This window comes from Tunicatimonas pelagia, assembly GCF_030506325.1.
In the GTDB taxonomy this organism is placed as follows: domain Bacteria; phylum Bacteroidota; class Bacteroidia; order Cytophagales; family Cyclobacteriaceae; genus Tunicatimonas; species Tunicatimonas pelagia.
On the sequence record NZ_CP120683.1, the window covers coordinates 5,756,329 to 5,780,818 of the forward strand.

General features: G+C 44.4%; 26 protein-coding genes and 4 tRNA genes. 20 read left to right on the forward strand and 10 right to left on the reverse strand.

All coding sequences use genetic code 11. The annotated features are described in order from the left end of the window. The first annotated feature begins 53 nt into the window (after positions 1-53). From P0M28_RS24595 to P0M28_RS24605, 3 genes are all read left to right on the forward strand, one after another. The gene (locus tag P0M28_RS24595) at positions 54-929 is read left to right on the forward strand and encodes an aldose 1-epimerase family protein (protein WP_302205931.1); all 876 of its coding nucleotides are present in this window, start codon (positions 54-56) and stop codon (positions 927-929) included. Between the two features lie 84 nt (positions 930-1,013). Then, positions 1,014-2,261 (forward strand): serpin family protein, encoded by a 1,248-nt coding sequence (locus P0M28_RS24600; protein WP_302205932.1) that lies wholly within the window; start codon positions 1,014-1,016, stop codon positions 2,259-2,261. Between the two features lie 45 nt (positions 2,262-2,306). Further along, positions 2,307-3,959: a UxaA family hydrolase gene (locus tag P0M28_RS24605; RefSeq protein WP_302205933.1), complete on the forward strand. Its 1,653-nt coding sequence runs from the start codon at positions 2,307-2,309 to the stop codon at positions 3,957-3,959. Here the strand turns inward: P0M28_RS24605 and P0M28_RS24610 are convergent. The 3 genes from P0M28_RS24610 to tsaB form a co-directional block, all read right to left on the reverse strand. Next, on the reverse strand, positions 3,954-5,405 hold the full coding sequence (locus P0M28_RS24610) for a PAS domain-containing sensor histidine kinase (protein WP_302205935.1): 1,452 nt from the start codon (positions 5,403-5,405) through the stop codon (positions 3,954-3,956). The genes P0M28_RS24605 and P0M28_RS24610 overlap by 6 nt on opposite strands. Positions 5,406-5,589: 184 nt before the next feature. Further along, positions 5,590-6,114, reverse strand: coding sequence for a DUF2480 family protein (locus P0M28_RS24615; RefSeq protein WP_302205937.1), 525 nt, complete (start codon positions 6,112-6,114; stop codon positions 5,590-5,592). Positions 6,115-6,217: 103 nt separating this feature from the next. Beyond that, the gene (tsaB, locus tag P0M28_RS24620; protein WP_302205939.1) at positions 6,218-6,904 is read right to left on the reverse strand and encodes a tRNA (adenosine(37)-N6)-threonylcarbamoyltransferase complex dimerization subunit type 1 TsaB; all 687 of its coding nucleotides are present in this window, start codon (positions 6,902-6,904) and stop codon (positions 6,218-6,220) included. Positions 6,905-7,041: 137 nt separating this feature from the next. On the opposite strand from tsaB, the gene P0M28_RS24625 reads away from it, so the two are divergent. The 5 genes from P0M28_RS24625 (at position 7,042) to P0M28_RS24645 (ending at position 10,091) form a co-directional block, all read left to right on the forward strand. Then, positions 7,042-8,328 (forward strand): UDP-N-acetylmuramoyl-tripeptide--D-alanyl-D-alanine ligase, encoded by a 1,287-nt coding sequence (locus P0M28_RS24625; protein ID WP_302205941.1) that lies wholly within the window; start codon positions 7,042-7,044, stop codon positions 8,326-8,328. A gap of 2 nt (positions 8,329-8,330) precedes the next feature. Further along, positions 8,331-8,639, forward strand: coding sequence for a hypothetical protein (locus P0M28_RS24630; protein ID WP_302205942.1), 309 nt, complete (start codon positions 8,331-8,333; stop codon positions 8,637-8,639). Positions 8,640-8,665: 26 nt separating this feature from the next. Beyond that, the gene (locus P0M28_RS24635) at positions 8,666-9,169 is read left to right on the forward strand and encodes a hypothetical protein (RefSeq protein WP_302205943.1); all 504 of its coding nucleotides are present in this window, start codon (positions 8,666-8,668) and stop codon (positions 9,167-9,169) included. Between the two features lie 14 nt (positions 9,170-9,183). Beyond that, positions 9,184-9,858 carry a DUF2461 domain-containing protein gene (locus P0M28_RS24640; RefSeq protein ID WP_302205944.1) on the forward strand — a complete coding sequence of 225 codons (675 nt, stop codon included), beginning with the start codon at positions 9,184-9,186 and terminating at the stop codon, positions 9,856-9,858. A gap of 65 nt (positions 9,859-9,923) precedes the next feature. Next, positions 9,924-10,091 (forward strand): hypothetical protein, encoded by a 168-nt coding sequence (locus P0M28_RS24645; protein WP_302205945.1) that lies wholly within the window; start codon positions 9,924-9,926, stop codon positions 10,089-10,091. Here the strand turns inward: P0M28_RS24645 and P0M28_RS24650 are convergent. From P0M28_RS24650 to P0M28_RS24680, 7 genes are all read right to left on the reverse strand, one after another. Then, positions 10,084-10,341, reverse strand: coding sequence for a hypothetical protein (locus P0M28_RS24650; protein ID WP_302205947.1), 258 nt, complete (start codon positions 10,339-10,341; stop codon positions 10,084-10,086). The two genes, P0M28_RS24645 and P0M28_RS24650, sit on opposite strands and share 8 nt — an antisense overlap. A 271-nt stretch (positions 10,342-10,612) precedes the next feature. Then, on the reverse strand, positions 10,613-11,317 hold the full coding sequence (gene pyrH, locus P0M28_RS24655) for a UMP kinase (protein ID WP_302205950.1): 705 nt from the start codon (positions 11,315-11,317) through the stop codon (positions 10,613-10,615). Between the two features lie 219 nt (positions 11,318-11,536). Next, complete coding sequence (locus P0M28_RS24660) at positions 11,537-12,055, reverse strand: acyl-CoA carboxylase biotin carboxyl carrier protein subunit (RefSeq protein ID WP_302205952.1); 519 nt, start codon at positions 12,053-12,055, stop codon at positions 11,537-11,539. 47 nt (positions 12,056-12,102) lie between these two features. Then, the gene (locus tag P0M28_RS24665) at positions 12,103-12,789 is read right to left on the reverse strand and encodes a LytR/AlgR family response regulator transcription factor (protein ID WP_302205955.1); all 687 of its coding nucleotides are present in this window, start codon (positions 12,787-12,789) and stop codon (positions 12,103-12,105) included. Continuing rightward, complete coding sequence (locus P0M28_RS24670) at positions 12,789-13,853, reverse strand: sensor histidine kinase (RefSeq protein WP_302205957.1); 1,065 nt, start codon at positions 13,851-13,853, stop codon at positions 12,789-12,791. The genes P0M28_RS24665 and P0M28_RS24670 overlap by 1 nt, the downstream gene beginning before the upstream one ends. A 108-nt stretch (positions 13,854-13,961) precedes the next feature. Next, a complete protein-coding gene (locus tag P0M28_RS24675; RefSeq protein ID WP_302205959.1) occupies positions 13,962-15,377 on the reverse strand; it encodes an alkaline phosphatase D family protein in 1,416 nt (471 codons plus the stop codon). Next, complete coding sequence (locus tag P0M28_RS24680) at positions 15,374-16,645, reverse strand: alpha/beta hydrolase family protein (RefSeq protein WP_302205961.1); 1,272 nt, start codon at positions 16,643-16,645, stop codon at positions 15,374-15,376. Before P0M28_RS24680 ends, P0M28_RS24675 begins: the two co-directional genes overlap by 4 nt. Positions 16,646-16,818: 173 nt before the next feature. Between P0M28_RS24680 and P0M28_RS24685 the strand changes: the two genes are divergently transcribed. The 12 genes from P0M28_RS24685 (at position 16,819) to rplL (ending at position 24,287) form a co-directional block, all read left to right on the forward strand. Then, a complete protein-coding gene (locus P0M28_RS24685; protein ID WP_302205963.1) occupies positions 16,819-19,401 on the forward strand; it encodes a M1 family metallopeptidase in 2,583 nt (860 codons plus the stop codon). Between the two features lie 136 nt (positions 19,402-19,537). Beyond that, positions 19,538-19,618 (forward strand) — tRNA-Tyr (locus tag P0M28_RS24690). Between the two features lie 114 nt (positions 19,619-19,732). Then, positions 19,733-19,805 (forward strand) — tRNA-Gly (locus tag P0M28_RS24695). A gap of 92 nt (positions 19,806-19,897) precedes the next feature. After that, a tRNA-Thr gene (locus P0M28_RS24700) sits at positions 19,898-19,969 on the forward strand. A gap of 67 nt (positions 19,970-20,036) precedes the next feature. After that, the gene (gene tuf, locus P0M28_RS24705) at positions 20,037-21,224 is read left to right on the forward strand and encodes an elongation factor Tu (protein WP_302205964.1); all 1,188 of its coding nucleotides are present in this window, start codon (positions 20,037-20,039) and stop codon (positions 21,222-21,224) included. 59 nt (positions 21,225-21,283) lie between these two features. Beyond that, positions 21,284-21,356 (forward strand) — tRNA-Trp (locus P0M28_RS24710). Between the two features lie 19 nt (positions 21,357-21,375). Then, positions 21,376-21,567, forward strand: coding sequence for a preprotein translocase subunit SecE (gene secE, locus P0M28_RS24715; protein WP_302205965.1), 192 nt, complete (start codon positions 21,376-21,378; stop codon positions 21,565-21,567). 16 nt (positions 21,568-21,583) lie between these two features. Continuing rightward, the gene (nusG, locus tag P0M28_RS24720) at positions 21,584-22,168 is read left to right on the forward strand and encodes a transcription termination/antitermination protein NusG (protein WP_302205966.1); all 585 of its coding nucleotides are present in this window, start codon (positions 21,584-21,586) and stop codon (positions 22,166-22,168) included. After that, on the forward strand, positions 22,161-22,601 hold the full coding sequence (rplK, locus tag P0M28_RS24725) for a 50S ribosomal protein L11 (protein ID WP_302205968.1): 441 nt from the start codon (positions 22,161-22,163) through the stop codon (positions 22,599-22,601). The genes nusG and rplK overlap by 8 nt, the downstream gene beginning before the upstream one ends. A gap of 16 nt (positions 22,602-22,617) precedes the next feature. Then, a complete protein-coding gene (gene rplA / locus P0M28_RS24730; protein ID WP_302205969.1) occupies positions 22,618-23,316 on the forward strand; it encodes a 50S ribosomal protein L1 in 699 nt (232 codons plus the stop codon). A gap of 5 nt (positions 23,317-23,321) precedes the next feature. After that, positions 23,322-23,858, forward strand: a complete 537-nt coding sequence (rplJ, locus tag P0M28_RS24735; protein WP_302205971.1) for a 50S ribosomal protein L10 — start codon at positions 23,322-23,324, stop codon at positions 23,856-23,858. 48 nt (positions 23,859-23,906) lie between these two features. Continuing rightward, positions 23,907-24,287 carry a 50S ribosomal protein L7/L12 gene (rplL, locus tag P0M28_RS24740; protein ID WP_302205973.1) on the forward strand — a complete coding sequence of 127 codons (381 nt, stop codon included), beginning with the start codon at positions 23,907-23,909 and terminating at the stop codon, positions 24,285-24,287. The last annotated feature ends 203 nt before the right edge of the window (positions 24,288-24,490 follow it).

The following is a 24,490-nucleotide window of genomic DNA, read 5'->3' on the forward strand; positions in this document are numbered from 1 at the left end:
AGACTAATGACTGTTGACCGTCGACTATGGACTATTGACTAAAAACTACTGTAATGGCAAACTATGTTCTGGAAAACGATCACTTAATCGCAACCTTTACCACCGAAGGAGCGGAGCTGACCAGCGTTCAAAGTAAAGCAAGTAAGCAGGAATACATTTGGCAGGCTGATCCGGCCGTGTGGGCGCGTCACGCTCCGGTACTGTTTCCTATTGTGGGGCGGCTAAAAGACGATCAGTATCAGTGGAATAACGATACTTACTCCATGAGCCAGCATGGTTTTGCCCGCGATCATAATTTTTCAGTCATCGATCAATCTAATGCGGAAATTACCTTCGGGCTGACAGCCTCTCCCGAAACCCAGAAAATGTACCCGTTCAACTTTGTGTTCGATATTCGGTATACGCTTCAGGAGAATGAACTCACGGTTGCTTATCGGGTGGCAAACCAGGGGCAAGATGAGATGCTATTTTCTATTGGAGCTCATCCGGCTTTTTACTGCCCCACCCAGCGGGATCAAAAGTTGGAGGAGTACCATTTACAATTTGAGAAACCGGAAACCCTAAATCGCCACTTACTGCAAGGTGGGCTTAGAAATGGTAAAACTGAACCGCTACTAAACAATGAAGACGTACTTCCTCTACATCGCCAACTATTCGAATCTGATGCCATTATCTTCAAAGGCATAGCTTCCAGCTGGGTGCGTATTGTTCGGCAATCGGATGGGCAACCACTGGTAACGGTGACTTTTGCTGGATTCCCCTACTTAGGAGTATGGCAGAAGGTAGGATCCGACTTCTACTGTATTGAACCATGGTATGGTTTGGCAGATAAGAAAGAAGGGCAAGTGGACTTTTCTGAGAAAGAAGGTGTTATGAAACTGTCGCCGGAAGAACAATTTACGGCAGACTATCAAATAAAATTTCACTAAGCAGGTTTACCTTTCGAGAAAATACCGATAAAAAGGTAAAGTTTTTGTAACTTAGGGAGTTGATGATTAAGGTTTTATCGGGATATGAAGCTAGATAGTAGTCGGTACTGGGTAAAAATTGGGATGCTCTTAACGATTGTGGTGCTAGGCTGGGGTTGCCAGAAAGATGGGGTGCAGCCGGAGGCTAAGCTTCCTGCGGTTCGGGAGCTTTCCGGCGAAGAGCGGGAGTTGGTGAAATCAGTAAACGATTTTGCCTTTGATCTTGTCCGTCAGGCTACCCATCAATCATCAGCCCAAAACGTGTTTTTATCGCCGCTTAGTGTAAACTTAGCCATGAGCCTGATGCTCAATGGCTCGGCCGAATCTACCCGAGAGCAGCTTTATCAATTCTTAGATTTTGACGTGCTCTCGCCACTGGAGATCAATAAAGCATATAGTGAGCTTATTCCCTTTCTGCAAGAATTAGATCCTGAGGTTGATTTTTCATTAGCTAATGCCATCTGGTACGATCAGCGTTTGTCGATCAGTACATTTTACCAAGACATGCTTCTGGCGTACTACAATGCTCATGCTATTGATCTAAATTTCAAAAGTAAGCGAGCCGGTACTGTTATCCAGAAGTGGGTAGAAAATCAGATGCCGTACAAATTATCCCAGCCACTTACCCTGCCGAGTTCTCGAGCTAAACTGTACATGACCAATGCGGTACAGTTCAGCGGAAAGTGGGCGGTGCCTTTCCGAGAAGAGTTTACCCGTCCGGCTAAATTCTACTTGCCTAATGGCAATAGTATTACTACGGATATGATGTACGCTGACCAAGCAGCGTACCGATACCATGAGACTGAGCTAGCCTCATATATCGATATTCCTTACGGAAACCAACAGTACAGCATGACGTTGGTAATGCCGAAAACAGAAGATAGTTTACATCATTTGGCTGGTTCTTTAAACGCGGAGAAACTATCTTCTATTCTAGATGCAGCCGATACCTTAGAGCAAGGGCTGTACTTACCGAAATTTGCGATCAACTATCAGGTATCTTTAAAAAATATGCTTTCTCAATTGGGAATGGGCATTGCGTTTCAAGATAGTGCCAACTTTTCTTTATTCTTCTCCGAGGCTAACCAACAGCCTCACTTAAATGATATGTTGCACCAAGCCTCCATTGAAATTAGTGAGATTGGAGCTAAAGCGGCATCGCTCACATCTACTTTGCCAGTAGAAAGTACTGCACCTTCTGTTCGGATAGATCGGTCTTTTCTGTTTTTTATTCGGGAGCAGCACTCCGGTGTGATTTTATTTGCGGGAATACTCACAAATCCGGTAATTTAGACACTTCTTTATTTAGCAACCAAGCCCTTTTTTACTATTAATACCATGCGCCAACGAGTTCTGCGTATTCACCCAAACGATAATGTTATTGTAGCCCTCGATCAGTTAACGATCGGTGAGAGCGTTCAGCTTGAATCAGATATTTATGAAATCCGGCAGGATATACCGCCTAAACATAAGTTTGCCCAGGAAGACTTTCAGCCGGGTGATACTATTGTAATGTACGGAGTACGAGTGGGTAAGGCGGTGCAGGCTATTCGTCAGGGGGAAGCCATCACTACCGAAAATGTTCATCATGATGCTGAGAGCTATAATCTGCGGGAGCAGCAGTACCAATGGCAACCACCATCGGTAAGCCAGTGGCAAGAAACTACGTTTGAAGGGTACTACCGAGCCGATGGAAAGGTAGGCGTAGCAAATTACTGGTTGGTTATTCCATTGGTTTTCTGCGAGAATCGTAATCTCCGGGTTATGCGTGAAGCACTAGTAAAAGAGCTAGGCTACAATCGTTCTCAAGGCCATCGGTTTAATGTGCGTTCTCTGGTGGATCAATATCAGGCAGGAGCTACTTCGGATGATTTGCTTACGGCACCTATCACGCTATCAAACCACTCTTCCGGTCAGCACCGCACCTTTCCGAACGTAGACGGAATACAGTTTCTCACCCACGAGGGAGGCTGTGGGGGCACCCGCCAGGATGCCCAAACGCTGTGTGCATTATTTGCGGGTTATATCACTCACGCCAACGTAGCGGGAGCTACGGTGCTCAGCCTGGGTTGTCAGAATGCGGAAGATAAGTTGTTAATGGAGGAGATTAAAAAGCGGGATGCTAACTTTAGCAAACCACTGCATATTCTGGAGCAACAGCAAAGTGCCTCGGAAGAAGAGTTTCTGGCCGAAGCGATCAAAAAAACCTTCGTAGGATTAACCCAGGCCAACCAGCTAGAGCGAAAACCGGCCCCGCTTAGTAAACTAGTTGTTGGACTGGAGTGCGGCGGTTCCGATGGGTTTTCTGGTATTTCGGCCAACCCGGCGGTAGGACATACCGCTGATCTATTAGTGGCTTTAGGAGGCTCGGTAGTACTATCAGAGTTCCCGGAGCTGTGTGGGGTAGAGCAGGAGCTAACCGATCGTTGTGCTGACCGAGCTACAGCCGAACGGTTCATCAGTCTGATGCGAGCGTACAGCCGTCGGGCTGAGGAAGCAGGTAGTGGCTTCGATATGAACCCCTCTCCCGGAAATATTAAAGACGGACTCATTACAGATGCTATTAAATCGGCGGGAGCGGCCAAAAAAGGTGGCACCTCTCCGATAGTAGATGTATTGGATTATCCTGAACCCGTCACTAAAGCTGGTCTCAACCTGCTTTGTACTCCCGGCAATGATGTAGAATCAACTACCGGCTTAGCAGGGGCGGGGGCTACTATTATTCTGTTCACTACAGGCTTAGGAACTCCTACCGGAAACGCGGTGGCTCCCACCTTGAAGATAGCGAGTAACGCCACTTTGGCTAAACGGATGAGCGATATTATTGACGTTAACGCGGGCACAGTAATCTCAGGTGAAGATACTATTGAGCGTAAAGGCGAAGAAATCTTGAACACTATTATCCGTACTGCCGGAGGTCATTATGTTCCTAAGGCCGTCCAACTGGGGCAGGATGATTTTATTCCCTGGAAGCGCGGAGTATCTCTATAAATTTAGCGACATCTGCTCTTGTGAAGGTGCAAGAAGCACGGCTGGTAAGCGCACCGTAAACGTAGTTCCTTCGCCTAAAGTAGAGTCTACGTGAATACTTCCCTTCATTTTGTCAATCACCTCTTTCACCAGATACAGCCCTAATCCTGAGCCGCTTTCCTGAACACTAGCTCGATAGAACATATCAAATATTTTATTCAAGTGTTCCTTAGCAATACCTAGTCCGTTATCAGCCACTTGAATGGTGGCCTCTCGTTCTGAAGCAAATATTGATACCCGTACTTCACTCGAGCGGCGGTGAGTACTACTATATTTATAAGCATTGCTGATTAGGTTGCTCAAAATTACGTTAACATTGTGAGGGTCAGAGTAAAATGTGCCGGATTGATGAACATTTATAACCCTTTCTATCTGAACCGCTTGAGCACTGTAGCCTAGATTATCGAATACATCATTTACTAACTTTTCAAAGTCTATGGACTCTTGGCGTAACCTCCGGTCTTTATTTTTAGAGTAGTCTACAATCTCGTAAATAAATTCATTGAGGCGATGGAGGCTCTTCTCCATTAACCGTAGGTATAATTCTTTTCCTTCCTCATCTTCTTCATTTTGAAAGATGTTGAGCAACCCAAGTAGAGAGGCTGTGGGGGCTTTCAAATCGTGGGTGGCACCACATAAGAAATGCTGAAGATGCTCATTAGAAGCCCGTTCGGTTTTCAGTATTTTGGTCAGCGTATCTTCTAGTCGCTTTTGCTCTTGAATGGATACCAAGCAAACTACTGTAGTGTTTCTTTCCGATACCCGAGCATTGACCAGCATCCACTGAGACCGGGTACTTTCAGGATATAGCTGCCATTCGGAGTTCTCCCAGTGTGCCCTTTCACTTAATAATTCCGCTATAGGAACCGTTCTTTGGATATGACCGCTGTAGATTGCTACCGACTGGCGCAGAAATTCCTGCGGATGAATATCTAACCGCTGTTGAGCTGCCTTATTGCTCCGCAAACACTGACCTAAAGCATTGCATTCAAATAAGAACACGTTAGATAAAGAGTCAGCGATTTCCGGTAAAACCTTGGTTCGAGCTTCAGGAAATGGCAGTGCCGTCATTGTTATGAGCTGGCCAGGTTCTTCAGAGTCCAGGGTGATAGCATCGGTTGATAGCTGAACGTACTGCCGACTTCCATCTTGCCGCTGAATAAACTGGTAACCTTTATAAGCATCACCATTCACGTAATTTTGATAATGTAACTGAGCTTGGTCGCGAAAGTGCTGAGGGGCTAATTTGTCTACCGACTGGTGAAGCAATTCGTCAAGTGAATACCCGTAGATGTTACAAAAAGTTGGATTAGCTTCTATCAGTTTTCGCTGGCTATTTACAATCCCGATTCCAATAGTTGAAGATGTCCATAATAGATGTTCTAGCGTAGCTGACTTAGTGGTCATTGGTATCAGTATTCAAGCGACAATAGGTTAGTTATCTAGGCACTGAACGCCGAATATAAGCCAAGAAAAAATAAAAAGTGAGTATTTTAACCTAGAGGTTTGAAAAAAAATATTGTGGAATAAGGGGTAATTTTTGGAAGATAAAGATTATCAACCATTTACAGGAAATGTTCGATAATCTACTTCAAGAAAGATTTTTTGGACGTTTGTACAGAGGAACTGTACTACATGGTTCACCGTACATAATAGTGCTGACGTAGGGGCGAAGTAAACGGGTGATTTCTACGTAGGCAAAATCGGGCACTGGAAGGTTACCGCAACCTTTTACTACCACCTTAGCATCTTGAAAGTCGGCAGGGTCTACTTGAGATAGCGCTTCTTGGAACAAAACTAACTCTAGTGTGCTGAGTGAGCCGAAGATTACCCGTTGGGTGTAGGGTTCTAGCTTAGTAGCCAGTAGCATGTACGCCCAAGTAGGCACGATAGCATCTACTGAGCAGGTTAAGGCGACGTACTTGTCTTGGTATTGCGACCAATCGTGTTCTTTCACAAACGCTCGAAAATCTTTCTCCCGCAAAACCATTTCCTGAAATAGATTATCTTTAATGTCGTATACCATTCGCTCGCCCGGTAGGTAGTACTCTTCCAGGTCAAACGTAACTAGCGGGCTATTCGCTACTCTATTAATAATTTCGGTCTCGTTGCTCATAATTACTATAGTTTGATGACAAGGGGTGGGGAGTGGCTTTTCTTACGCTTGATTCTTGTCCTTTAACTTTTCACATTTCTGATTTTACATTTCTTATCTTTTGTCAACGTAATAGCTTCTTCTTGGGTTGAGTGGTGCGGTATTCCTTTAGATAAAAAGGGACAAAATAGGCTAGGTCTTCAAAATCTTCTTCTTCGTACTTTCGTAATGCTAGTTCGCCTACCCAACGGGCAGAGGGAAGCGCATTGGGTACGAAGTGCGCGTTAGGGTGCTGCAACAATGGTTGACACTTATCACTTCCATTGCCGAAGAAGGTAATTGAGTGTTGATCTAATTCCGGTCGGAATGATTCTTCATCTATAACGAGTGGTTGTGTTTTTTTCATTAGCTTACCCGTATCATCCTGCAATAGGCAGTACACTTCCATCCGGCGGGCATCCAACATCGGACATAACCAATTCTTAGCTAAGTTAGAATCTTGCATTCCCCGAGTCATTGCTTCCAGTGTGTTGACGGCAATAACCGGAATATCCAGCGCGTAGCCAATACCTTTCACTGCTGATACTCCGATGCGTAAGCCGGTGTAGGAACCCGGACCGATGGACACGGCTACCGCATTAAGCTGGCTACGTTCTACCTCGCAGTGTTGAAGCAGATTATCGATCATCACGTGCAACAGCGACGAGTGCGACTTATCTAAGTGTACTTCCTGCAAACCAAGCAACGTTCTATTCTGATGTAAGGCTACCGAGCAGGTTTTAGTCGCTGTTTCTATACTGAGAATAATCATTAAAATACGAAATGTGAGAAGTCGGAAGATAAATACAAATAACAATCAACAATTGAGCAATTTGGTAATCAACAAAATCCTAAACAATTTTAATTCACTAATTATCAGTCATTATATCATCAATCATTCGTCATTACATGAAAACCACTGAAGAGCTATACAAAGTATTTCTGCGTTGCGGGAAAGTATCTACCGATACCCGGAAGATTGAATCTGATAGTATGTTTTTTGCCCTAAAGGGGGCGAACTTTAACGGAAACCAGTTTGCGGATGAAGCTTTGGAAAAAGGAGCGAGCTACGCTGTAATCGATGAAACAGAATTTCAGCAAGATGAGCGTTTTCTGTTGGTAGAAGATGTGCTTACCGCTCTACAAGAACTAGCCCACCACCATCGGATGCAGTTAGATATTCCCGTAATTGGCATCAACGGAACCAATGGAAAAACCACTACTAAAGAACTGCTTCACGCCGTACTAAGTCAGAAATACCAAACTCTAGCTACTAAAGGAAATCTCAATAACCACATTGGCGTACCACTAACTTTGCTAGAGATTACCAAAGATATTGAGATTGCAATTATCGAACTGGGAGCCAACGCGGTGGGCGAGATTGCTACTCTCTGTCAGATTGCCCACCCCACCTACGGGCTAACCACTAATATCGGCAAAGCTCACATGGAAGGTTTTGGTGGATTGGAGGGAGCGATTCGGGGCGAGAGTGAGCAGTACGACTATATGCGGAAAACCAAGGGTACCGTGTTCATCAACTCCCAAAACCCGATCTTAAGTAATATGGCCAAGCGGTTCGGCAAGCCGTATTTTTATCCAGCGGAAGGTGATTACTTCCACTGTGAATTTATTTCAGCTGACCCTTTTGTTTGCTATCGGCACGAGAGTGGGCAGGAAGTAGAAACCCAGTTGCTAGGTGGTTATAATTTTGAGAATATTTCGGCAGCATTATGCATTGGTAAGTTCTTTGGGGTTCCGACCGAACAAGCCAATAAAGCGGTAGCATATTATCAACCGTCTAACAAGCGTTCGCAGATTGTAAAAAAGGATAGCAACACCATCATTCTGGATGCCTACAATGCCAACCCTGATTCTATGCAAGCGGCAATTGAAAACCTGAAAGCCATGCAAGCTCCTCAGAAAGTAGCCATTCTGGGTGATATGTACGAGTTGGGCGAAGACAGTCCGCAGGAACACCGAGCAATTGGCGAACAATTAGCCTCAGCCAGATTTACTCAAGTATTTCTCTGTGGTGAACTAATGAAAGATACTGCTGATGCTTACCCTCAAGCTCATTACTTTCCCCAAAAAGAAGACTTAGAGGCATTTTTGAAAGAAAATCCTATTCAAGAAAGCATAGTATTGTTAAAAGCTTCGCGGGGTATTGCACTAGAGACATTGGTGGATCTATTTTGAACATGGCCAACGACTACAATAAAATTATCAAGGAGAATATTGAAGCAGTAATTCTCCCTCTAACCCATCGTTTATTTCAGCTAGAGATTAAACTGATGGAAGAGGTGCCGGATGAATTACAAGTAACGCTAGAACGTAAGCCTGATTTTTTGAAGCACATCACCACGAAAGATGATCGGAATTTTATACTACATATTGAATTTCAATCAGCCAACGACAGCGATATGGTGTACCGGATGTTGGGCGGACGGCTAGTCAGTATCATGCTCTGCTATTGCGTAAGTACCAATTGCCAATTATCCAGTTCGTAGTCTATTTAGGACAAGACCCACCAACGATGGACACTTCCTGGTCAGCCGTTAACATTGATTTTCAGTATACTCCTAGGAGTTTGCAGGAGTACAACTATCAAAACCTGCTGACCTCTGATATTCCCGAGGAAGTCATTTTAGCCGTTCTGAGTGACTTTCGAGATCAACCTCCGGAGGAAATAATTCATTTAATACTAGAAAAGATTGTGAAGATTGTACCCAATAAGATTAAATTACAACGGTATTTATGTCAGCTTGGAGTGCTTTCTAAGCTACGAAATTTGCAACCACTAACATTTCAAAAATTAGACGATATGCCAATAGAATATGACATCCAGACTGATTATCTCTTTATGAAGGGGAAAGAAGCTGGCATTGAAGAAGGGACTACTGAAGGAATGAAAGAGGGTGAAAAAGCGGTAATCGTGAAAATTCTAAAATTGGGAAAGCTAAATCACACTCAGATTTCCGAGTTTACAGGTATCTCCGAAAAGCGGATTAAGCAGACTGCCAAAGAGCACAACATTTAGCATTATTTCACTCTATGAACACTACCGCCGGAGCAACTCCCTATATCTTGTCATTTCTTAGTGACCTTCAAGCGAACAATGAAAAAGCCTGGATGGATGCCCACCGCGACCGTTACCAAACCGCTCGCCAGCACTTTATCGATCTGGTAGGGCACATTCTGGGCGAACTTAGTATTGACGACGAAAGCCTACGCGGATTAAATCCTAAAGACTGTATCTTCCGCATCAATCGCGATATTCGTTTCTCTAAAGACAAGTCGCCCTACAAGAACAACTTTGGGGCAGCGATGGCCGAAGGCGGTCGTCATACCGATCAGGCATTGTACTATTTGCATCTTCAGCCTAACGACGAATCTTTTTTGGCAGGAGGTATCTATCAGCCACCCCCACCCATACTGGCGAAGGTACGGCAGGAGATTGACTACAACGCTAGTGAGCTAAAAACTATTACCAATGCCCCGGCATTTAAGCAGTACTTTGGCGAAATTCAGGGCGATGCCCTTAAGCGAGCTCCTAAAGGCTACGAACCCGACCACCCCAATATTGAGATGCTCAAGCTTAAAAGCTATCTGGTAATGCACAAACTCACCGATAAACAGGTGGCCAACAAGCAATTCCCCGCCCAAGCCGTGGCGGTCTTCCAAAGTATGCAGCCCTTCCTTAGCTATCTGAATGTAGCGGTAAGCTAGTTTTGGTATTTATGTTTTTAGGCATCCTGTATTCCTGTAGGTAGGGTGCTCTCAACTAGAGAGATTTGGTCAGTATTGATACAGCGGTCAACAGCCCAGCCATTGCCGGACAGATCATAGAGCAGGAGGGGCACTATCTACTTTCGCTCAAAACAATCAGAAGGACATCTTTGCTTAAGCGGTCGACGCGCAGTAAAAGATTACATGATGCCCTATCGTTAAAGATTAGTTAGTGATAAACAGGTAGAATTTGGTTAAGGACGTATAGAAACCTGTACCTGCTATGTTTGTAAACGTACCGAGCTGCTGGGAGAAACGCTGGCTTGGAAGAACATCCAGTCCATCATCGTGGTATACGCCCTGCGAGAAACTGGTACCAAACAGCAAGAAGAGTGTCGCTTTTATCTGAGCGATGTGGTTAAAAGCCCAGCCTATTTCAATAAAAAAGTCAGGGAACACTGGGGCGTAGAGAACCCATTTCATCACTGGGCGACCTGTGGTACCTGGATGAAGATCGTCGTCGCACCAACACTAAGACAAGGCTCAAAACTAAAACACGCTTAGAAAGCTGGCTTTACAGCTACCACACAAACCTAAAGGCGGCGGCCGCTCAAGCAGATGGCGATAAGCACAGCATCAAAGTAAGAAAGCAGGGTGGGATGATGACTATCTCAAACAGATTATACGTCAATACTGCTCTGGTTAGTGCGTTTAACCTGATAACTAACTGAGAAACGTTTCTTTTAATTAGAAATTAGTTGATCAGCGTTCCCACCTCTTGTCCGCTGATTAGATTGAATAAGTTGCCGGGTTTATTCATATCAAAAACAATAATGGGCAAGTTATTTTCCTGACAGAGCGTAAATGCGGTCATATCCATTACGTTGAGCTTCTTCTGATATACTTCGGAAAAAGTAATGGTTGAGAAACGTTTAGCAGTGGGGTCTTTTTCGGGATCGGCGGTATACACTCCATCAACTCGGGTTCCCTTTAGTACTACATCAGCTTCAATTTCAATAGCGCGTAGGCTGGCCGTAGAGTCGGTGGTAAAATACGGATTTCCGATACCCGCCCCGAAAATAACAATGCGTCCTTTCTCAAGGTGGCGAATGGCTCGACGACGGATAAAGGGTTCACATACTTGTTCCATCTTAATGCCAGACATCAACCGGGTATAAACTCCGGTTTGCTCTAGTGCGCTCTGCAAAGCCATACCGTTAATAACGGTGGCCAACATTCCCATATAATCACCCTGCACCCGATCCATTCCTGAATTCTGAGCCTGTACTCCCCGGAAAATATTACCCCCGCCAATGACAATAGCCACCTCAACCCCAGTATCTTTCACTCGCTTAATTTCCTGGGCGTACTGTTGAATTCGCTCCGGATCAATGCCGTAGGGCTGATTGCCCATGAGGGCTTCACCACTAAGTTTCAAAAGAATACGTTGGTACTTCATACGTGTCATTCTAAATTAAGTGCAAGTAACGCAAAATTATCCAACCGAAGCGAAATGTGTAAGGAAAAATCTAGAATAGTGGTATGGCTCGATAGTGTTAAAGTGTTATTGTATTCAGTTCGCCGTGGAATGGTGTTCATATTGCGAAATTAGAGTTCAAAATCATGCGTTTATGAGTTCGGAGCTTCGCAAATTTTAACCCTTCAACCCTTCAACCCTTCAACCCTTCAACCCTTCAACCTCAAAACTAACCAGTACTTGATTTTTCTCTACACTCTCTCCAGTCTTCACCAAAACGGAATCAATCATTCCTGAGGCCGGGGATTTTATGACATTTTCCATTTTCATGGCTTCCAGGGTAAGTAGCTTATCGCCCGTTTGTACTGAATCGCCAGCATTTACTTCTACTGCTCGGATGAGACCCGGCATCGGGCTGCGAACTTCTTCCACTACGGCTTCTGAGGTGGCATCCATTCCCAAGGTTTCTAGTAGTTGGTCAAGTTCAGATTGCAGTTGCACTGGCACCCTTTTTCCGTTTACCGAAATAATGAATTGCTTGGTCGCATAGTCAGCTTGCAGCACCTCAATTTGGTAAGACCGGTGCTGATAAAGCACGTGAAATTGATTGGGCGAAATCTGGTGAATATCCAGATCAACCTTTTTCTGGTCGATATGAATTTGGTCGTCTTTTACTTCTACAGACAGTGAAGTATTATCGTCAACTGAGGCCTGGTACATAGCTTGCAGCGTAAAGTTGACAGCGAAGTTACTAACAATTACGCTTCTTAGCTAAAATCATTCACTACGGATTTAACTTGCTCTTTGTACTTGGGGCCGATAGAAATTCTAGCCTGACCAATATGAATGTGATTGTCCCGAATCACGTCAATATGGCTTAAAGCCACGATGTAGGAGCGTTGCACTTGAATAAATTCAGCAGAAGGCAGGTAAGCTCGTACTTGCTTAATCGTAGATCGTACCAATACTTTTTCGCTACTGAGGTGGTAAGTAACGTAGTTTCCACTCCCTTCAATATACTGGATGTCTTCATATCGCATTTTGCGCTGTTCACTGCCTGTATTTACAAAGAAAAAATTAGTGGCATGATTACTTGAGTTTAGTCTTTTCCTGACCTTTAAAAGTGCCGAATGAAAGCGGGTAAACTCGAAGGGTTTTAGCAGATAGTCTACCGCATCAAGGTCATAACTCTCTAAAGCATATTCGCTAAACGCGGTGGTGAAGATGACTAATACGTTTTTCTCGTTGAGTATGCTAGATAGTTCCAGCCCTGAAATATCGGGCATATTGATGTCTAAAAAGATCAGGTGAGCGCTGTTCTCTTCCAAAAACTTCAGTGCTTTGAATGGGTCAGTGAAAGTCTCTACTAATTGTAAGAAGGGAACTTGTGCGGCATGATTTTCAATAACCCGCAGCGCATTGGGTTCATCGTCAATAGCAATTGCCCTAATCATCAGGTTAGATTAAGTTCTAAGTGGACGAGGTATTTTCCGTCATTCAAGCCACAGGTTAGCTTATGCCGATTAGGGTAGATAAGTGTCAAGCGATTTTTTACGTTCTCTAATCCTAATCCACCAACCTTGGATTGTCCGGTTCGTTGTACGGCATTTTCTACTTCCATGACTAATCGCTTTTCTATTAGTTGGATACTTATGTTAATCTGGGAAGCGTGAGTGGTACTGACTCCGTATTTGAAGGCATTTTCAATGAAGGGTAGCAGAATCATAGGCGCAATGCTAAGGCTTCCTATTTTGCCGTTTTTTAAGTCAAGATCAACGTTTAACTGCTGGTCTTCGGTGAGCCGCATTCGCTGTAGCTCAATATACCGTTCCAGATAATCCAGTTCCTTATTTAGTGCAATAAAATCGGCTTGGGTATCGTGCAGGCTGTAGCGCATTAAAGTACCCAATTTTGAAATATTATCTGCTGTGCTCACCGCCCGTTCATCCAGTGCCACCGCATAAATATTATTTAAGGTGTTGAACAGAAAATGAGGGCTAACCTGCGCTTTTAGCAGTGCCAGTTCTACCGATAGTTTCTCAGAAATCAACCGACTTTTGACTTGCTCATTCACAAACCAATCTTTAACAAAACGATAGGCGAACGATATGTAAATAATCCAGGGTAGTTGACTAAAAACAAATTTATCAAAGCTGTTAAATTCTCGGAACATCCAGTGACTAAACTCACTAGAAAAGTTAAGGCTCGCCCAGTCGTTAATCATCCAGGGAGCTAGTAAAAGTACAGTGTGGAGAACTTTTGCAACAATGAGTAGTACTACTAAGCATAAAGCGTATGTAAGCCATTTATCCCGCTTAAAGAATCGGGGAATAAGTACGAAAATATTGATATACATAGGTAAAATAAAGGTCAGTACCAGCGAAATGCCTCGGAAAGTAATATGCGTCGAGTCCATGTTATTTGACCAGGCAGAAATGGCCGAAACCATTACCAGCAACCAAAAGGCGATATGAAACCATGCTTCTCGTTTGTCCAGCTTGATAAATTGTGTGTTCATCTCAAATAATTTAGTTAACGACACAATGCTACCATTCACCTACCTAATCTGAAAAATAATGTGACGAAGACATGTTTTTATGACACGAAGGCACTATTTGAAGGATAGTTAATTGTCAATTTTGAACAGTTCAGTATTTCGGGCTTCGCCATTCACATCGTAATGAGTAAATGTGAGCTGAGGTTGACCTTCTTCTCGTTTAACCTCAACTCCCAAAAAACCGCCAATTAGATTAAGATAGCGGTGCTGGGGTTGTTTCCCACTTTTCCAGCCCTGCACGTGGGAGTCGCTCACCGGGCCTGAACCAAACTCCATAAGCTGAGTAACACTATCCTGCGATACGTACTGCCAGTGCCGATCTCCGTTAATCACGTAGGTATTTTCGTGCTGAGAGAGTAAGTTTCTTAGCCACTCACCTTCGGTTTGAAAGGATGCGTTGGAGTGGTTGTCGGTTTTATTTTTCCGGTCGGGCCCCACCACCGGGGTAGCGGAAATTACAACCTTAAACGTAGCATCCGATTCTGACAGCGTTTGCGTAAGCCAGTGTTTCTGTTGCTGACCGAGAATCGTTTTGCCTTCGCCATCGGGAGCTTGGTTGGCACTGCGGTACTCCCGCCCCTCTAGCAGCCACACTTGCAAATCCTTTCCCCAGCGAACGGTTCGGTAGGGAAGCTCCTTCATCGGAACATTCTCTTCCCAAATCACCAAGCCCTCGGCGTAGGACAACTCCCCGTAATCGGATGTTTGCGCGTGAGAGTCATCGGAAAGCAAGTCATGATCGTCTTTGATAAAGTAGGTAGGTGTTTCTCGGAAGAAATTGACTAGCGAGGGCCAACCGTTGATGGCGTGCCACTTGTGTCGGGCTTTCTCAGGATTGGTAGCCGACGGCCCAGGTTTATCGTAGTACACATAATCACCGGTTTGCACAAAGAAATCGGGAGCTAACTCTGCCATGCTCAGGTAGGTTTTAAATCCGGCTACCGAATCATCGTAGCTCCAAAAGTATTGACAGGTAGAGGAGGTAAATGATACTGGAGCCGCCACCGTATCGGCCGGGGGAGTGCGAAAAATTCCGCTTATTGTGGCTATGTTTTCATCGGACTGCTGCGCTTTTCCTTCTAGTTTAATGGTGTACTGGGTATCTGGAGTTAATCCTTCCAGAGGAATATGTACCGTGTGGTCTTCCTTTGCTTCAGCTACCAACCACTCTGAAGTCTCGCTAGACTGATCGCTTTCTACTATCACGCGAACGTAGCCGTCAGCACCTCGCACTGCACCATCCATTTCATCTACAGGCATATTCTCATCAAAATTAATTGGATGGCGAAATACCTTGGGTTTCCGCTGGTGAACTACCGGATTTGGTTTTTTCTGACCGCACAAGCGTGTCCAGACAATGGCATCAGTAGACGTGAGTTCTGAAATTCGGAAACCGTTAGTGAAATAGACTTCTTGAGCGTAACTCAATTGAAAACTAGCTACTGCTAAAAGGCTGGTGAAGTAAATGTAAAATAACTGCTTCATTGCTTGGTAGTAATTGTCCCAAATTCTTCAAAATACTCAAGGTAGGGATTTAAAATAGAATCGTACTGATAGTGCGTGTGCGGATTTTGATTATACGTTTTGGTGCGCTCTTTTCCGTAAAAGTGCCAATCACAAAAATCGTAGAGGGCGAGCCAGTCCTCCTGGTTTTGGTTATGGCCACCATTGCGCCAGTGTAAGGCCAGATTATCCGGTTTTCCGTAGGCATCAAAAATCGGTTGGGCTGCCAAATGAGTGAGCTGCGTGCCGTAGGGGTTAGCCCAGTAATCTTGGCGGGCGTGTAGGTTCACCAAAGCCCGAGGGGCAATCAGCATCTTAGCAAAGTGGGCGTCAAAGGGCAGGTAAGCCACACTATCCACAAACTGAAATAGTGAGTCGGTAAACCAATAATGGTGGCGTTCTTCAGCTACCGACAGGGTTTGAGGCTTCTGATCAGGATCAAAGTACCGCCAGCTTCCGGTGCCACCGCTACCCGATGAGTTGGGAGCCGTTACGGCAATGCGCTCGTCGTAGATGCCAGCACAAAGGGCTGTCTTTCCTCCTCTTGAATGACCAGTTACTGCAACCTTATCTGCATGAACGTAAGGTTGCTTTTCGAGCCAGTCAATAATAATGCTGTACATCCAGGCCCAGGCAGCCGTGTTTTCCCAGGTATGGTTGGGGTACAAAGCTAGTACACCAGTATCTCGGTTATCGGGCTTATCGGCAGCTACGTCTTCCCGAATAAACTTCACAAAAACATAACCGCGCTCAATAGCCTCTTTGGTAGCAAATTGCTGAATTTTATCTCTTCCTTTCTTTTGGTACTGCGCTTCTTTTCGCGGATTCTGCATATCGCTCAGATCAAATAAGAAGCGGTCGTTCTTAATAATCACCGGAAATGAGCCTTCTCGCCGGGGAATAACCGCACCTACCCGAACGGAAACCTGCTTGCCATTTTTATGCAGGATAAATTGTAGGGTTTGCTGAATGGCAGCACTATCGGGAAGATACTTTTCATCAGTAACTTCTACTTCTACCTTATCTAAACTACGGTGGTCGGGCATTGCGCCGTACTGGTAGCGAGTGAGTATTTGTTTAAGGTGCGGACGGTGCGCTTCCCACTCAGATGCTGAGATAGTTCTGTTGTCCGCTCGTAAAGGATTAGGCAAAGTAGAATGGTACTCAATTGGGGAACTCGGAGAACGGCACCCTACCCAAGCTGCTAGTAAACATAAGCTAGCCGATCCAATAATCCATCGTTCACTCATAATGCAAGTATATTGAAAATGATGGTTATTTAGCGACTACTTCTGCCAAATCTGGTAAAGCGGCTAAGCTTACCCGATAAAATTTTAGTTGGGTGGAATAGTTTTGCTGGTTAAGTCGTTACTTAATTCGATATTTGCATTTCGCACAGTCAGACCACATTGAATAAAAAATATTGAAACCAACTTCATCCGTATCAATCAGGCAAATAGTTGTGATCGGGCTTTGTATCTCAACCGTCGGTTTTTCAGCTTGTAAAGTTGAGCAAATTGCGGCTACCCAGCCGACCAATATAGATAATCCTAACGTAGAATCAGACTCAGTGGCGACCGAACTATTGCTAGAGATGGAAGAAGTCGTTGCTCTTCCCTACCAAGCCGCCGAGGCTCGCGAACACGATTTGCTACATACTAAACTAGAGGTGCGTTTTGATTGGGATAAGCACTACCTTCACGGTAAAGCCACGCTTCAATTAAAACCGTATTTCTATCCTCAGTCCACCGTAAATTTAGATGCTAAAGGCTTCGATATTCACGCCGTTCATTTACTGAAAGGCGACCCAAGCCAGCCACAACCACTGTCGTACGAATACGATAGCTTGATTCTTCAGATCGCTTTAGACAAAACCTATTCGCGTGATGAGTCTTATCTACTGGTCATTGATTATACGGCTAAGCCCGACGAGTTTGAAGCTGGCGGAAGCGAGGCCATTAAATCGGATAAAGGGTTGTATTTTATCGATGAACCCTCGCCTCAAATCTGGACGCAGGGCGAAACCGAAGCTAGTTCGCGTTGGTTCCCCACCATTGATACCCCCAATGAACGTTGCACGCAAGAAATGTTTATTACGGTAGATAACCGCTACGTGACGCTATCGAATGGAACATTAGTGTATTCGCAGGTTGATGAAGAGAGTGAGCCGGTACCTTTACGAACGGACTATTGGAAAATGGATCAACCGCACGCGCCTTACTTATTTATGATGGCTGTGGGAGAGTTTGCGGTAGTAGAAGACCAGTGGAATGAAATGTCGGTTAACTATTATATTGATTCGGCTTACGCGGCTTACGCCGACGATATTTTTGGTCGAACTCCCGAGATGCTTTCGTTCTTTTCCGAAAAACTAGGAGTAAAATATCCCTGGTCTAAGTACGCTCAGGTAATTGTACAGGACTTTGTTTCGGGAGCGATGGAGAATACTACCGCTTCGGTTTTTTATGATGCCTTGCTGGTAGATGACCGCGAATTGCTAGACAATCATTGGGATGATATTATCGCCCATGAGCTATTTCATCACTGGTTTGGCGATCTGGTCACCTGCGAGTCTTGGGCCAACCTTCCGCTGAACGAGTCGTTCGCTACTTACAGCGAGTACCTCTGGAGTGAGCATTACTACGGAAAGGATGAAGCGGAGTACGACCGCTGGGAAAAACTACAAAACTATCTGTCGGAAGCCGAAGGTAAAAAAGTTGACCTGATTCGCTATCGCTACGCAGATAAGGAGGATATGTTCGATCGGCACTCCTACGATAAAGGTAGCCTAATACTGCATATGCTACGCAACTACGTGGGCGACGAAGCCTTCTTCGCTGCCCTTGAGCTGTACTTGACCCGCCACGCCTATACTTCAGTAGAAATCCACGACTTACGAATAGCATTTGAGGAAGTGACCGGGCAGGATTTGAACTGGTTTTTCAATCAGTGGTTTCTGAATTCTGGCCATCCGGTATTTGATATACAGCAAGGCTTTGGAGATGGGCAATTGACACTTACTATTACGCAACTTCAGGATACTGAAACGGCGCCAATCTACCAGATTCCGATTACGGTAGATGTATGGGTAAATGATAAACGAAGTAGCTACGAACTATGGATTAATGAGCCGTATCAAGAATTTACGATTGCTGCTGACACAACCCCACAGCTAGTACTCTTTGATGCCGAAGGAGCACTATTAGCTGAGGTCTACCACAATAAGTCGGAGGAAGAATGGGCGTATCAATTTCGTAATACTAATCATTTTATGCACCAATTGACCAGCTTGCAGACGTTGGTCAACGATTCTACTGCTACAGTTACTCCGGTAATCTTAACCGAAGCTTTAGACGATGATTTCTGGATGATCCGGCGACTTGCCATCAATGCTTTGGAAGACCAGCTGAGCGGTAGTGACAGTACGCTGCTACTGAAAATTGAGAGGCTAGCCCGTAACGATGAGAAATCATTGCTGAGGGCCGATGCTATTAATGCGTTGGCTACTATCAATGCTGAACATTATCAAAACTTATTTCAGCAGGCACTACAAGATTCTAGTTACGCCGTAATAGGTACGGCCATTGCTGCTTACGCTAAAACTTCGGCACCTGATAAATCTGCTCGCTTTGCACCTTTCCAAGCGTTTACTAATTTCAATACGGTAATGGCTTTAGCCGACTACTTTGTGTCTGAAGGGGTGGCCGGTCAGTACCCTTGGTTTGAAGAAAAGACGGCTCAGGTTTCGGATGAGACATTATACTATTTTCTAAACTATTTAGCGCAGTATTTAGTCGCAACCAACGATCCGTCATCCACTCAACAGGGCATTCAACTGTTGGCTGATCGGGCGCGTAATCATCCGCAATATTACATTCGGCTTACGGCTTACCGCGGACTGCTATTTTTTAGCGATCAGCCCGAAGTTAATGAAATGTTACAGACTATTCGAGACGCGGAGCAAGACGAGCGGCTCAAGGCTTTGTACCAATCAAGCGGTTACTAAAAATTTAAGTGGATTTTTTCCAATTTCTTTTCAGCTATCATTTGAATATATAGAAAAAGACCTTACTTTTGCCCTTCCATTAAAAATAGTGGGCAAAAATCTGATTTTACTGCTATTTATATACATGGAATTTTCGGGGGAGATTCCAGAGCGGTCAAATGGGACGGACTGTAAATCCGTTGCTTCGGCTTCGAAGGTTCGAATCCTTCTCTCCCCACTGATAAAATCTGAATGAGAGGCGAATTTTTCTAGCGAGGTTGGTGTTAGCTCAGATACTTGTATAATGATTAATGACTGATGAGTAATGAATACAGCCATTAATCATCACTAAGCGGGAGTAGCTCAATTGGTAGAGCGACAGCCTTCCAAGCTGTAGGTTGAGGGTTCGAGACCCTTCTCCCGCTCACTTTAATGATTAATGTGACAGTGATTAACGACTAATTAAATTAGACTTCATTATTCACTACTCATTAATCATCAATCATTATTTAGAGCTGCCGACGTAGCTCAGGGGTAGAGCGCTTCCTTGGTAAGGAAGAGGTCACGAGTTCAAATCTCGTCGTTGGCTCAAACGTTTACAGAGGTTTTACCTCTTAGATTTCGTTACATTTTGATCACTGAAACTGTTTTTTAACATGGCTAAAGAAACCTTTGACCGTTCCAAACCGCACTTAAATATCGGTACTATCGGTCACGTTGACCACGGTAAAACAACGTTAACTGCTGCTATCACCACCGTACTGGCCGGGAAAGGTCTAGCAGAACTAAAAGACTTTGCGTCTATCGATAATGCTCCGGAAGAAAAAGAACGGGGTATTACCATCAACACTTCTCACGTTGAGTACCAAACTGAGAACCGTCACTACGCTCACGTTGACTGCCCCGGTCACGCTGACTACGTAAAGAACATGGTTACTGGAGCGGCTCAAATGGATGGTGCTATTTTAGTAGTAGCAGCTACTGATGGACCAATGCCTCAAACCCGCGAGCATATCCTATTAGCTCGTCAGGTTGGTGTACCGGCTATCGTAGTATTTATGAACAAGGTAGACTTGGTAGATGATGCTGAGCTACTGGAGCTGGTAGAAATGGAAATCCGCGAATTGCTTTCTTTCTACGAATTCCCTGGCGATGATATTCCGGTAATTCAGGGCTCGGCACTGGGCGCATTGAACGGCGAATCTCAGTGGGTTGAGAAAGTTGATGAGCTAATGAGCGCGGTAGATGAGTATATTCCAATGCCTGAGCGTTTGGTTGATCTTGACTTTCTAATGCCCGTTGAAGATGTATTCTCAATTACTGGGCGAGGAACAGTAGCTACTGGCCGTATCGAGCGAGGAGTAATCAACTCGGGTGATGCAGTTGATATCTTAGGTATGGGAGCTGAAAACTTGAAGTCTACTGTAACTGGGGTTGAGATGTTCCGTAAGATTCTTGATCGTGGTGAAGCCGGTGATAACGTTGGTTTGCTACTGCGTGGTATTGAGAAAACACAAATCCGTCGCGGAATGGTAATTGCCAAGCCGGGTTCAGTTACTCCTCACGCGAAATTCAAAGCTGAGGTATACGTTCTTTCTAAGGAAGAAGGTGGTCGCCACACTCCTTTCTTTAAGAAATATCGTCCTCAATTTTACTTCCGTACTACTGACGTAACTGGTGAGATTACATTACCTGACAATGTTGAGATGGTAATGCCTGGTGATAACGTTTCTATCACGGTAGAATTGATTTCGCCGGTAGCGATGGAAAAAGGACTACGCTTTGCGATTCGTGAAGGTGGACGTACGGTAGGTGCGGGTCAGGTAACTGAAATTACTGATTAAATTAGAAATATGAGATGTGAGATATGAAAGTTTCATATTTCACATTTCTCATTTCCCAAACGGGTGTAGCTCAGCTGGTAGAGCAACGGTCTCCAAAACCGTAGGTCGTGAGTTCGAATCTTACCGCCCGTGCTAAAATGAAGCGTTCACTATGAATAATGTTGTTGAATTTATCCGAGCCTCTTACCAAGAGATGAGCGAAAAGGTTACTTGGCCTTCTTATTCATCATTGCAAAGGAGTTCGTTTCTAGTACTGGTAGCTTCATTAATCTTTGCATTACTGATTGGAGTCATTGATCTCGGCTTTGAAAATGCGATGAAGTGGTTTTATAACGCATTCTAAAAAACGCTGAACGATTATGGTCGATCCAAAATGGTATGTGATCCGTGCAGTAAGCGGAAAAGAGCGTAAGGTTCGGGAGTACCTCGAGCACGAGATCAAAGTGAACAAGTTAGAAGAGTTTGTACCTCAGGTGATTATTCCGTCGGAGAAGGTGATGGAAATGCGAAACGGTAAAAAGCGGGTGCGGGAGCGTCAGTTTTTTCCGGGATATATTCTGGTGTCGGCTGATTTGAAGAATGGAGAAGTGCTGCACATGATTAATAATGTGCCCAATGTAATTGGGTTTTTGAGTGCCAAGGGAACAAGTACAGCCCGTTCACAAGAGCCACCTGTGCCTTTGCGTGAATCAGAGATTAATCGCATTTTAGGTCGAGTTGACGAGGCGGAGGAAGAGGATATTAAAATGGATACCCCGTACATAGTGGGTGAAGAGGTGAAGGTAATGGATGGGCCATTTAGCGGGTTCATCGGTAACATTGAAGAGATTTTTGAAGAGCGCCGGAAGTTGAAAGTGATGGTGAAGATATTTGGCCGTAACACTCCGGTAGAGCTTAATTATATGCAAGTTGAAAAAGTAGATAATAGCGGTAACAATGGCTAAAGAAATAAGCGGATACTTAAAACTACAGATTCGCGGTGGGCAAGCAAATCCATCCCCTCCCGTAGGTCCAGCCCTAGGTAGTAAGGGATTGAATATCATGGAGTTCTGTAAGCAATTTAATGCACGAACCCAAGATAAGCCCGGGCAATTACTTCCGGTACTAGTAACAATTTATACCGACAAGTCTTTTGACTTTGTAATCAAGACTCCTCCTGCTGCGGCTCTGCTAATGCAAGCTGCCAAGCTGAAGAAGGGATCGGCTGAGCCTAACCGGGCTAAAGTAGGCAGCGTTACTTGGGATCAAGTGAAAGAAATTGCTGAAACCAAGATGCCCGATTTAAATGCATTTAAAGTAGAGTCGGCGATGAAAATGGTAGCTGGCACTGCTCGGAGTATGGGGTTAAGAGTAACTGGAAAAGCTCCTTGGGCGTAATAAATTAGTTGAACACATGGCGAAGCTAGGAAAAAAACAACAAGATGTACTGAAGAAATACGACCTTACCCAGTCTTATTCTCTTCAAGAAGCTACTGAAATTGTTAAAGATATTACTACTACTAAGTTTGATGCTTCGGTAGATATAGACGTGAATTTGGGTGTAGACCCCCGCAAAGCCGACCAAATGGTTCGGGGTGTGGTGGCACTACCGCATGGTACCGGCAAGGAGGTAAAAGTATTAGTGCTTTGTACTCCTGAAAAAGAGGCTGAAGCGAAAGAAGCTGGTGCTGATTACGTCGGGTTAGACGAATACATTCAGAAGATTGAAGGAGGTTGGACTGATGTGGATGTTATTGTTACCATGCCTACTGTAATGGCAAAAGTGGGACGCTTGGGTAGAGTATTAGGCCCACGTGGGTTAATGCCTAACCCGAAGGCGGGTACGGTAACGATGGACATTGGAAAAGCCGTGCAGGATGTGAAAGCTGGTAAGATTGACTTTAAAGTTGATAAGTTTGGTATTATCCACGCTAGCATCGGAAAAGCTTCTTTTGACCAAGAGAAATTAGTAGCTAACGCTACCGAGATGATTCAGACCATTAATCGGTTGAAGCCTTCTTCAGCAAAAGGAACTTATTTCAAGAGCATTTCATTATCGAGCACTATGAGCAAAGGAGTGCCCGTAGACAAAAACACCGTTCCAGGTATATAATAGTTATGACTAGAGAAGAAAAAGGAGTCCTGATCGATGATCTTGCCGAGAAGCTTCGTAACACCAGTTACTTCTACGTAGCCGATACCGGAGGGCTATCAGTAAAGGAAATTAATGAATTTCGGGCAATGTGCTTTCAGCGAGGTATTGAGTACAAAATTTTCAAAAACACCCTGATTCGTAAAGCCCTAGAACAGCTCGATACTGATTACGAACCCTTTCACGATGCTTTGAAAGGTACGTCAGGCATAATGTTCTCAGCCGAAACGAGTAACGCGCCGGCTAAAGTTATTAAGGAGTACCGTAAGAAAGGAGGCGATGCCGAAAAGCCAGCGCTGAAAGCGGCTTCAATTGATTCGGATTTATTCATCGGTGAGGAGCATTTGGATATGCTAAGCTCATTGAAGTCTAAGGACGAACTTTTAGGCGAAGTAATTACGTTACTTCAATCTCCTGCCAAAAACGTTATTTCTGCTCTTCAGAGTGGTAAAAACAAGCTGGCGGGTATCGTTAAAACCCTGTCTGAGCGCGAAGAGTCTTAGAAAAATAAAATCAATTAAACAATACTTACTAATTAATTCCGAATTAAAATGGCAGATCTGAAAGACTTCGCAGAACAACTGGTTAACTTATCAGTGAAAGAAGTAAACGAGTTGGCGAACATTCTGAAAGAAGAATATGGTATAGAGCCGGCTGCTGCCGCAGCTGTTGCCGCAGCTCCCGCTGGTGGCGGTGGTGAAGGCGGTGGCGCTGAAGAACAAACTGAGTTTGATGTAATTCTTAAAGCTCCGGGCGGATCTAAATTGGCGGTAGTGAAACTTGTGAAGGAACTTACTGGTTTAGGTTTGAAAGAAGCTAAAGCATTAGTAGACGGTGCGCCTACCGAAGTAAAGCAAGGACTTCCTAAAGATGAAGCCGAAGGCTTGAAAAAGCAGTTAGAAGAAGCCGGTGCTGAAGTAGAAATTAAGTAATTAGCAATATACCACGACCATATTTCATTTTTAGCATCACAGGCCTGGCTCGCTAGTCAGGTCTTTTCCCGTTTGTGGGCTTTTTACCAGCTTTTGCTTCTTGACCATTACCAGAATAGAATTCTGAATATTCCCATCACCCAAAAAACTGAAGTGTTTTGGCTAACGTAAAAAATTCTAAAAACCAAGCCAGCCTTACCGCT

Bases quoted from the DNA above. Each gene is read 5' to 3' on its own strand.
- P0M28_RS24595 (WP_302205931.1), top strand. From the start codon at position 54: ATGGCAAACTATGTTCTGGAAAACGATCACTTAATCGCAACCTTTACC.
- P0M28_RS24600 (WP_302205932.1), top strand. From the start codon at position 1,014: ATGAAGCTAGATAGTAGTCGGTACTGGGTAAAAATTGGGATGCTCTTA.
- P0M28_RS24605 (WP_302205933.1), top strand. From the start codon at position 2,307: ATGCGCCAACGAGTTCTGCGTATTCACCCAAACGATAATGTTATTGTA.
- P0M28_RS24610 (WP_302205935.1), bottom strand. From the start codon at position 5,405: ATGACCACTAAGTCAGCTACGCTAGAACATCTATTATGGACATCTTCA.
- P0M28_RS24615 (WP_302205937.1), bottom strand. From the start codon at position 6,114: ATGAGCAACGAGACCGAAATTATTAATAGAGTAGCGAATAGCCCGCTA.
- tsaB (WP_302205939.1), bottom strand. From the start codon at position 6,904: ATGATTATTCTCAGTATAGAAACAGCGACTAAAACCTGCTCGGTAGCC.
- P0M28_RS24625 (WP_302205941.1), top strand. From the start codon at position 7,042: ATGAAAACCACTGAAGAGCTATACAAAGTATTTCTGCGTTGCGGGAAA.
- P0M28_RS24630 (WP_302205942.1), top strand. From the start codon at position 8,331: ATGGCCAACGACTACAATAAAATTATCAAGGAGAATATTGAAGCAGTA.
- P0M28_RS24635 (WP_302205943.1), top strand. From the start codon at position 8,666: ATGGACACTTCCTGGTCAGCCGTTAACATTGATTTTCAGTATACTCCT.
- P0M28_RS24640 (WP_302205944.1), top strand. From the start codon at position 9,184: ATGAACACTACCGCCGGAGCAACTCCCTATATCTTGTCATTTCTTAGT.
- P0M28_RS24650 (WP_302205947.1), bottom strand. From the start codon at position 10,341: ATGAAATGGGTTCTCTACGCCCCAGTGTTCCCTGACTTTTTTATTGAA.
- pyrH (WP_302205950.1), bottom strand. From the start codon at position 11,317: ATGAAGTACCAACGTATTCTTTTGAAACTTAGTGGTGAAGCCCTCATG.
- P0M28_RS24660 (WP_302205952.1), bottom strand. From the start codon at position 12,055: ATGTACCAGGCCTCAGTTGACGATAATACTTCACTGTCTGTAGAAGTA.
- P0M28_RS24665 (WP_302205955.1), bottom strand. From the start codon at position 12,789: ATGATTAGGGCAATTGCTATTGACGATGAACCCAATGCGCTGCGGGTT.
- P0M28_RS24670 (WP_302205957.1), bottom strand. From the start codon at position 13,853: ATGAACACACAATTTATCAAGCTGGACAAACGAGAAGCATGGTTTCAT.
- P0M28_RS24675 (WP_302205959.1), bottom strand. From the start codon at position 15,377: ATGAAGCAGTTATTTTACATTTACTTCACCAGCCTTTTAGCAGTAGCT.
- P0M28_RS24680 (WP_302205961.1), bottom strand. From the start codon at position 16,645: ATGAGTGAACGATGGATTATTGGATCGGCTAGCTTATGTTTACTAGCA.
- tuf (WP_302205964.1), top strand. From the start codon at position 20,037: ATGGCTAAAGAAACCTTTGACCGTTCCAAACCGCACTTAAATATCGGT.
- secE (WP_302205965.1), top strand. From the start codon at position 21,376: ATGAATAATGTTGTTGAATTTATCCGAGCCTCTTACCAAGAGATGAGC.
- nusG (WP_302205966.1), top strand. From the start codon at position 21,584: ATGGTCGATCCAAAATGGTATGTGATCCGTGCAGTAAGCGGAAAAGAG.
- rplK (WP_302205968.1), top strand. From the start codon at position 22,161: ATGGCTAAAGAAATAAGCGGATACTTAAAACTACAGATTCGCGGTGGG.
- rplA (WP_302205969.1), top strand. From the start codon at position 22,618: ATGGCGAAGCTAGGAAAAAAACAACAAGATGTACTGAAGAAATACGAC.
- rplJ (WP_302205971.1), top strand. From the start codon at position 23,322: ATGACTAGAGAAGAAAAAGGAGTCCTGATCGATGATCTTGCCGAGAAG.
- rplL (WP_302205973.1), top strand. From the start codon at position 23,907: ATGGCAGATCTGAAAGACTTCGCAGAACAACTGGTTAACTTATCAGTG.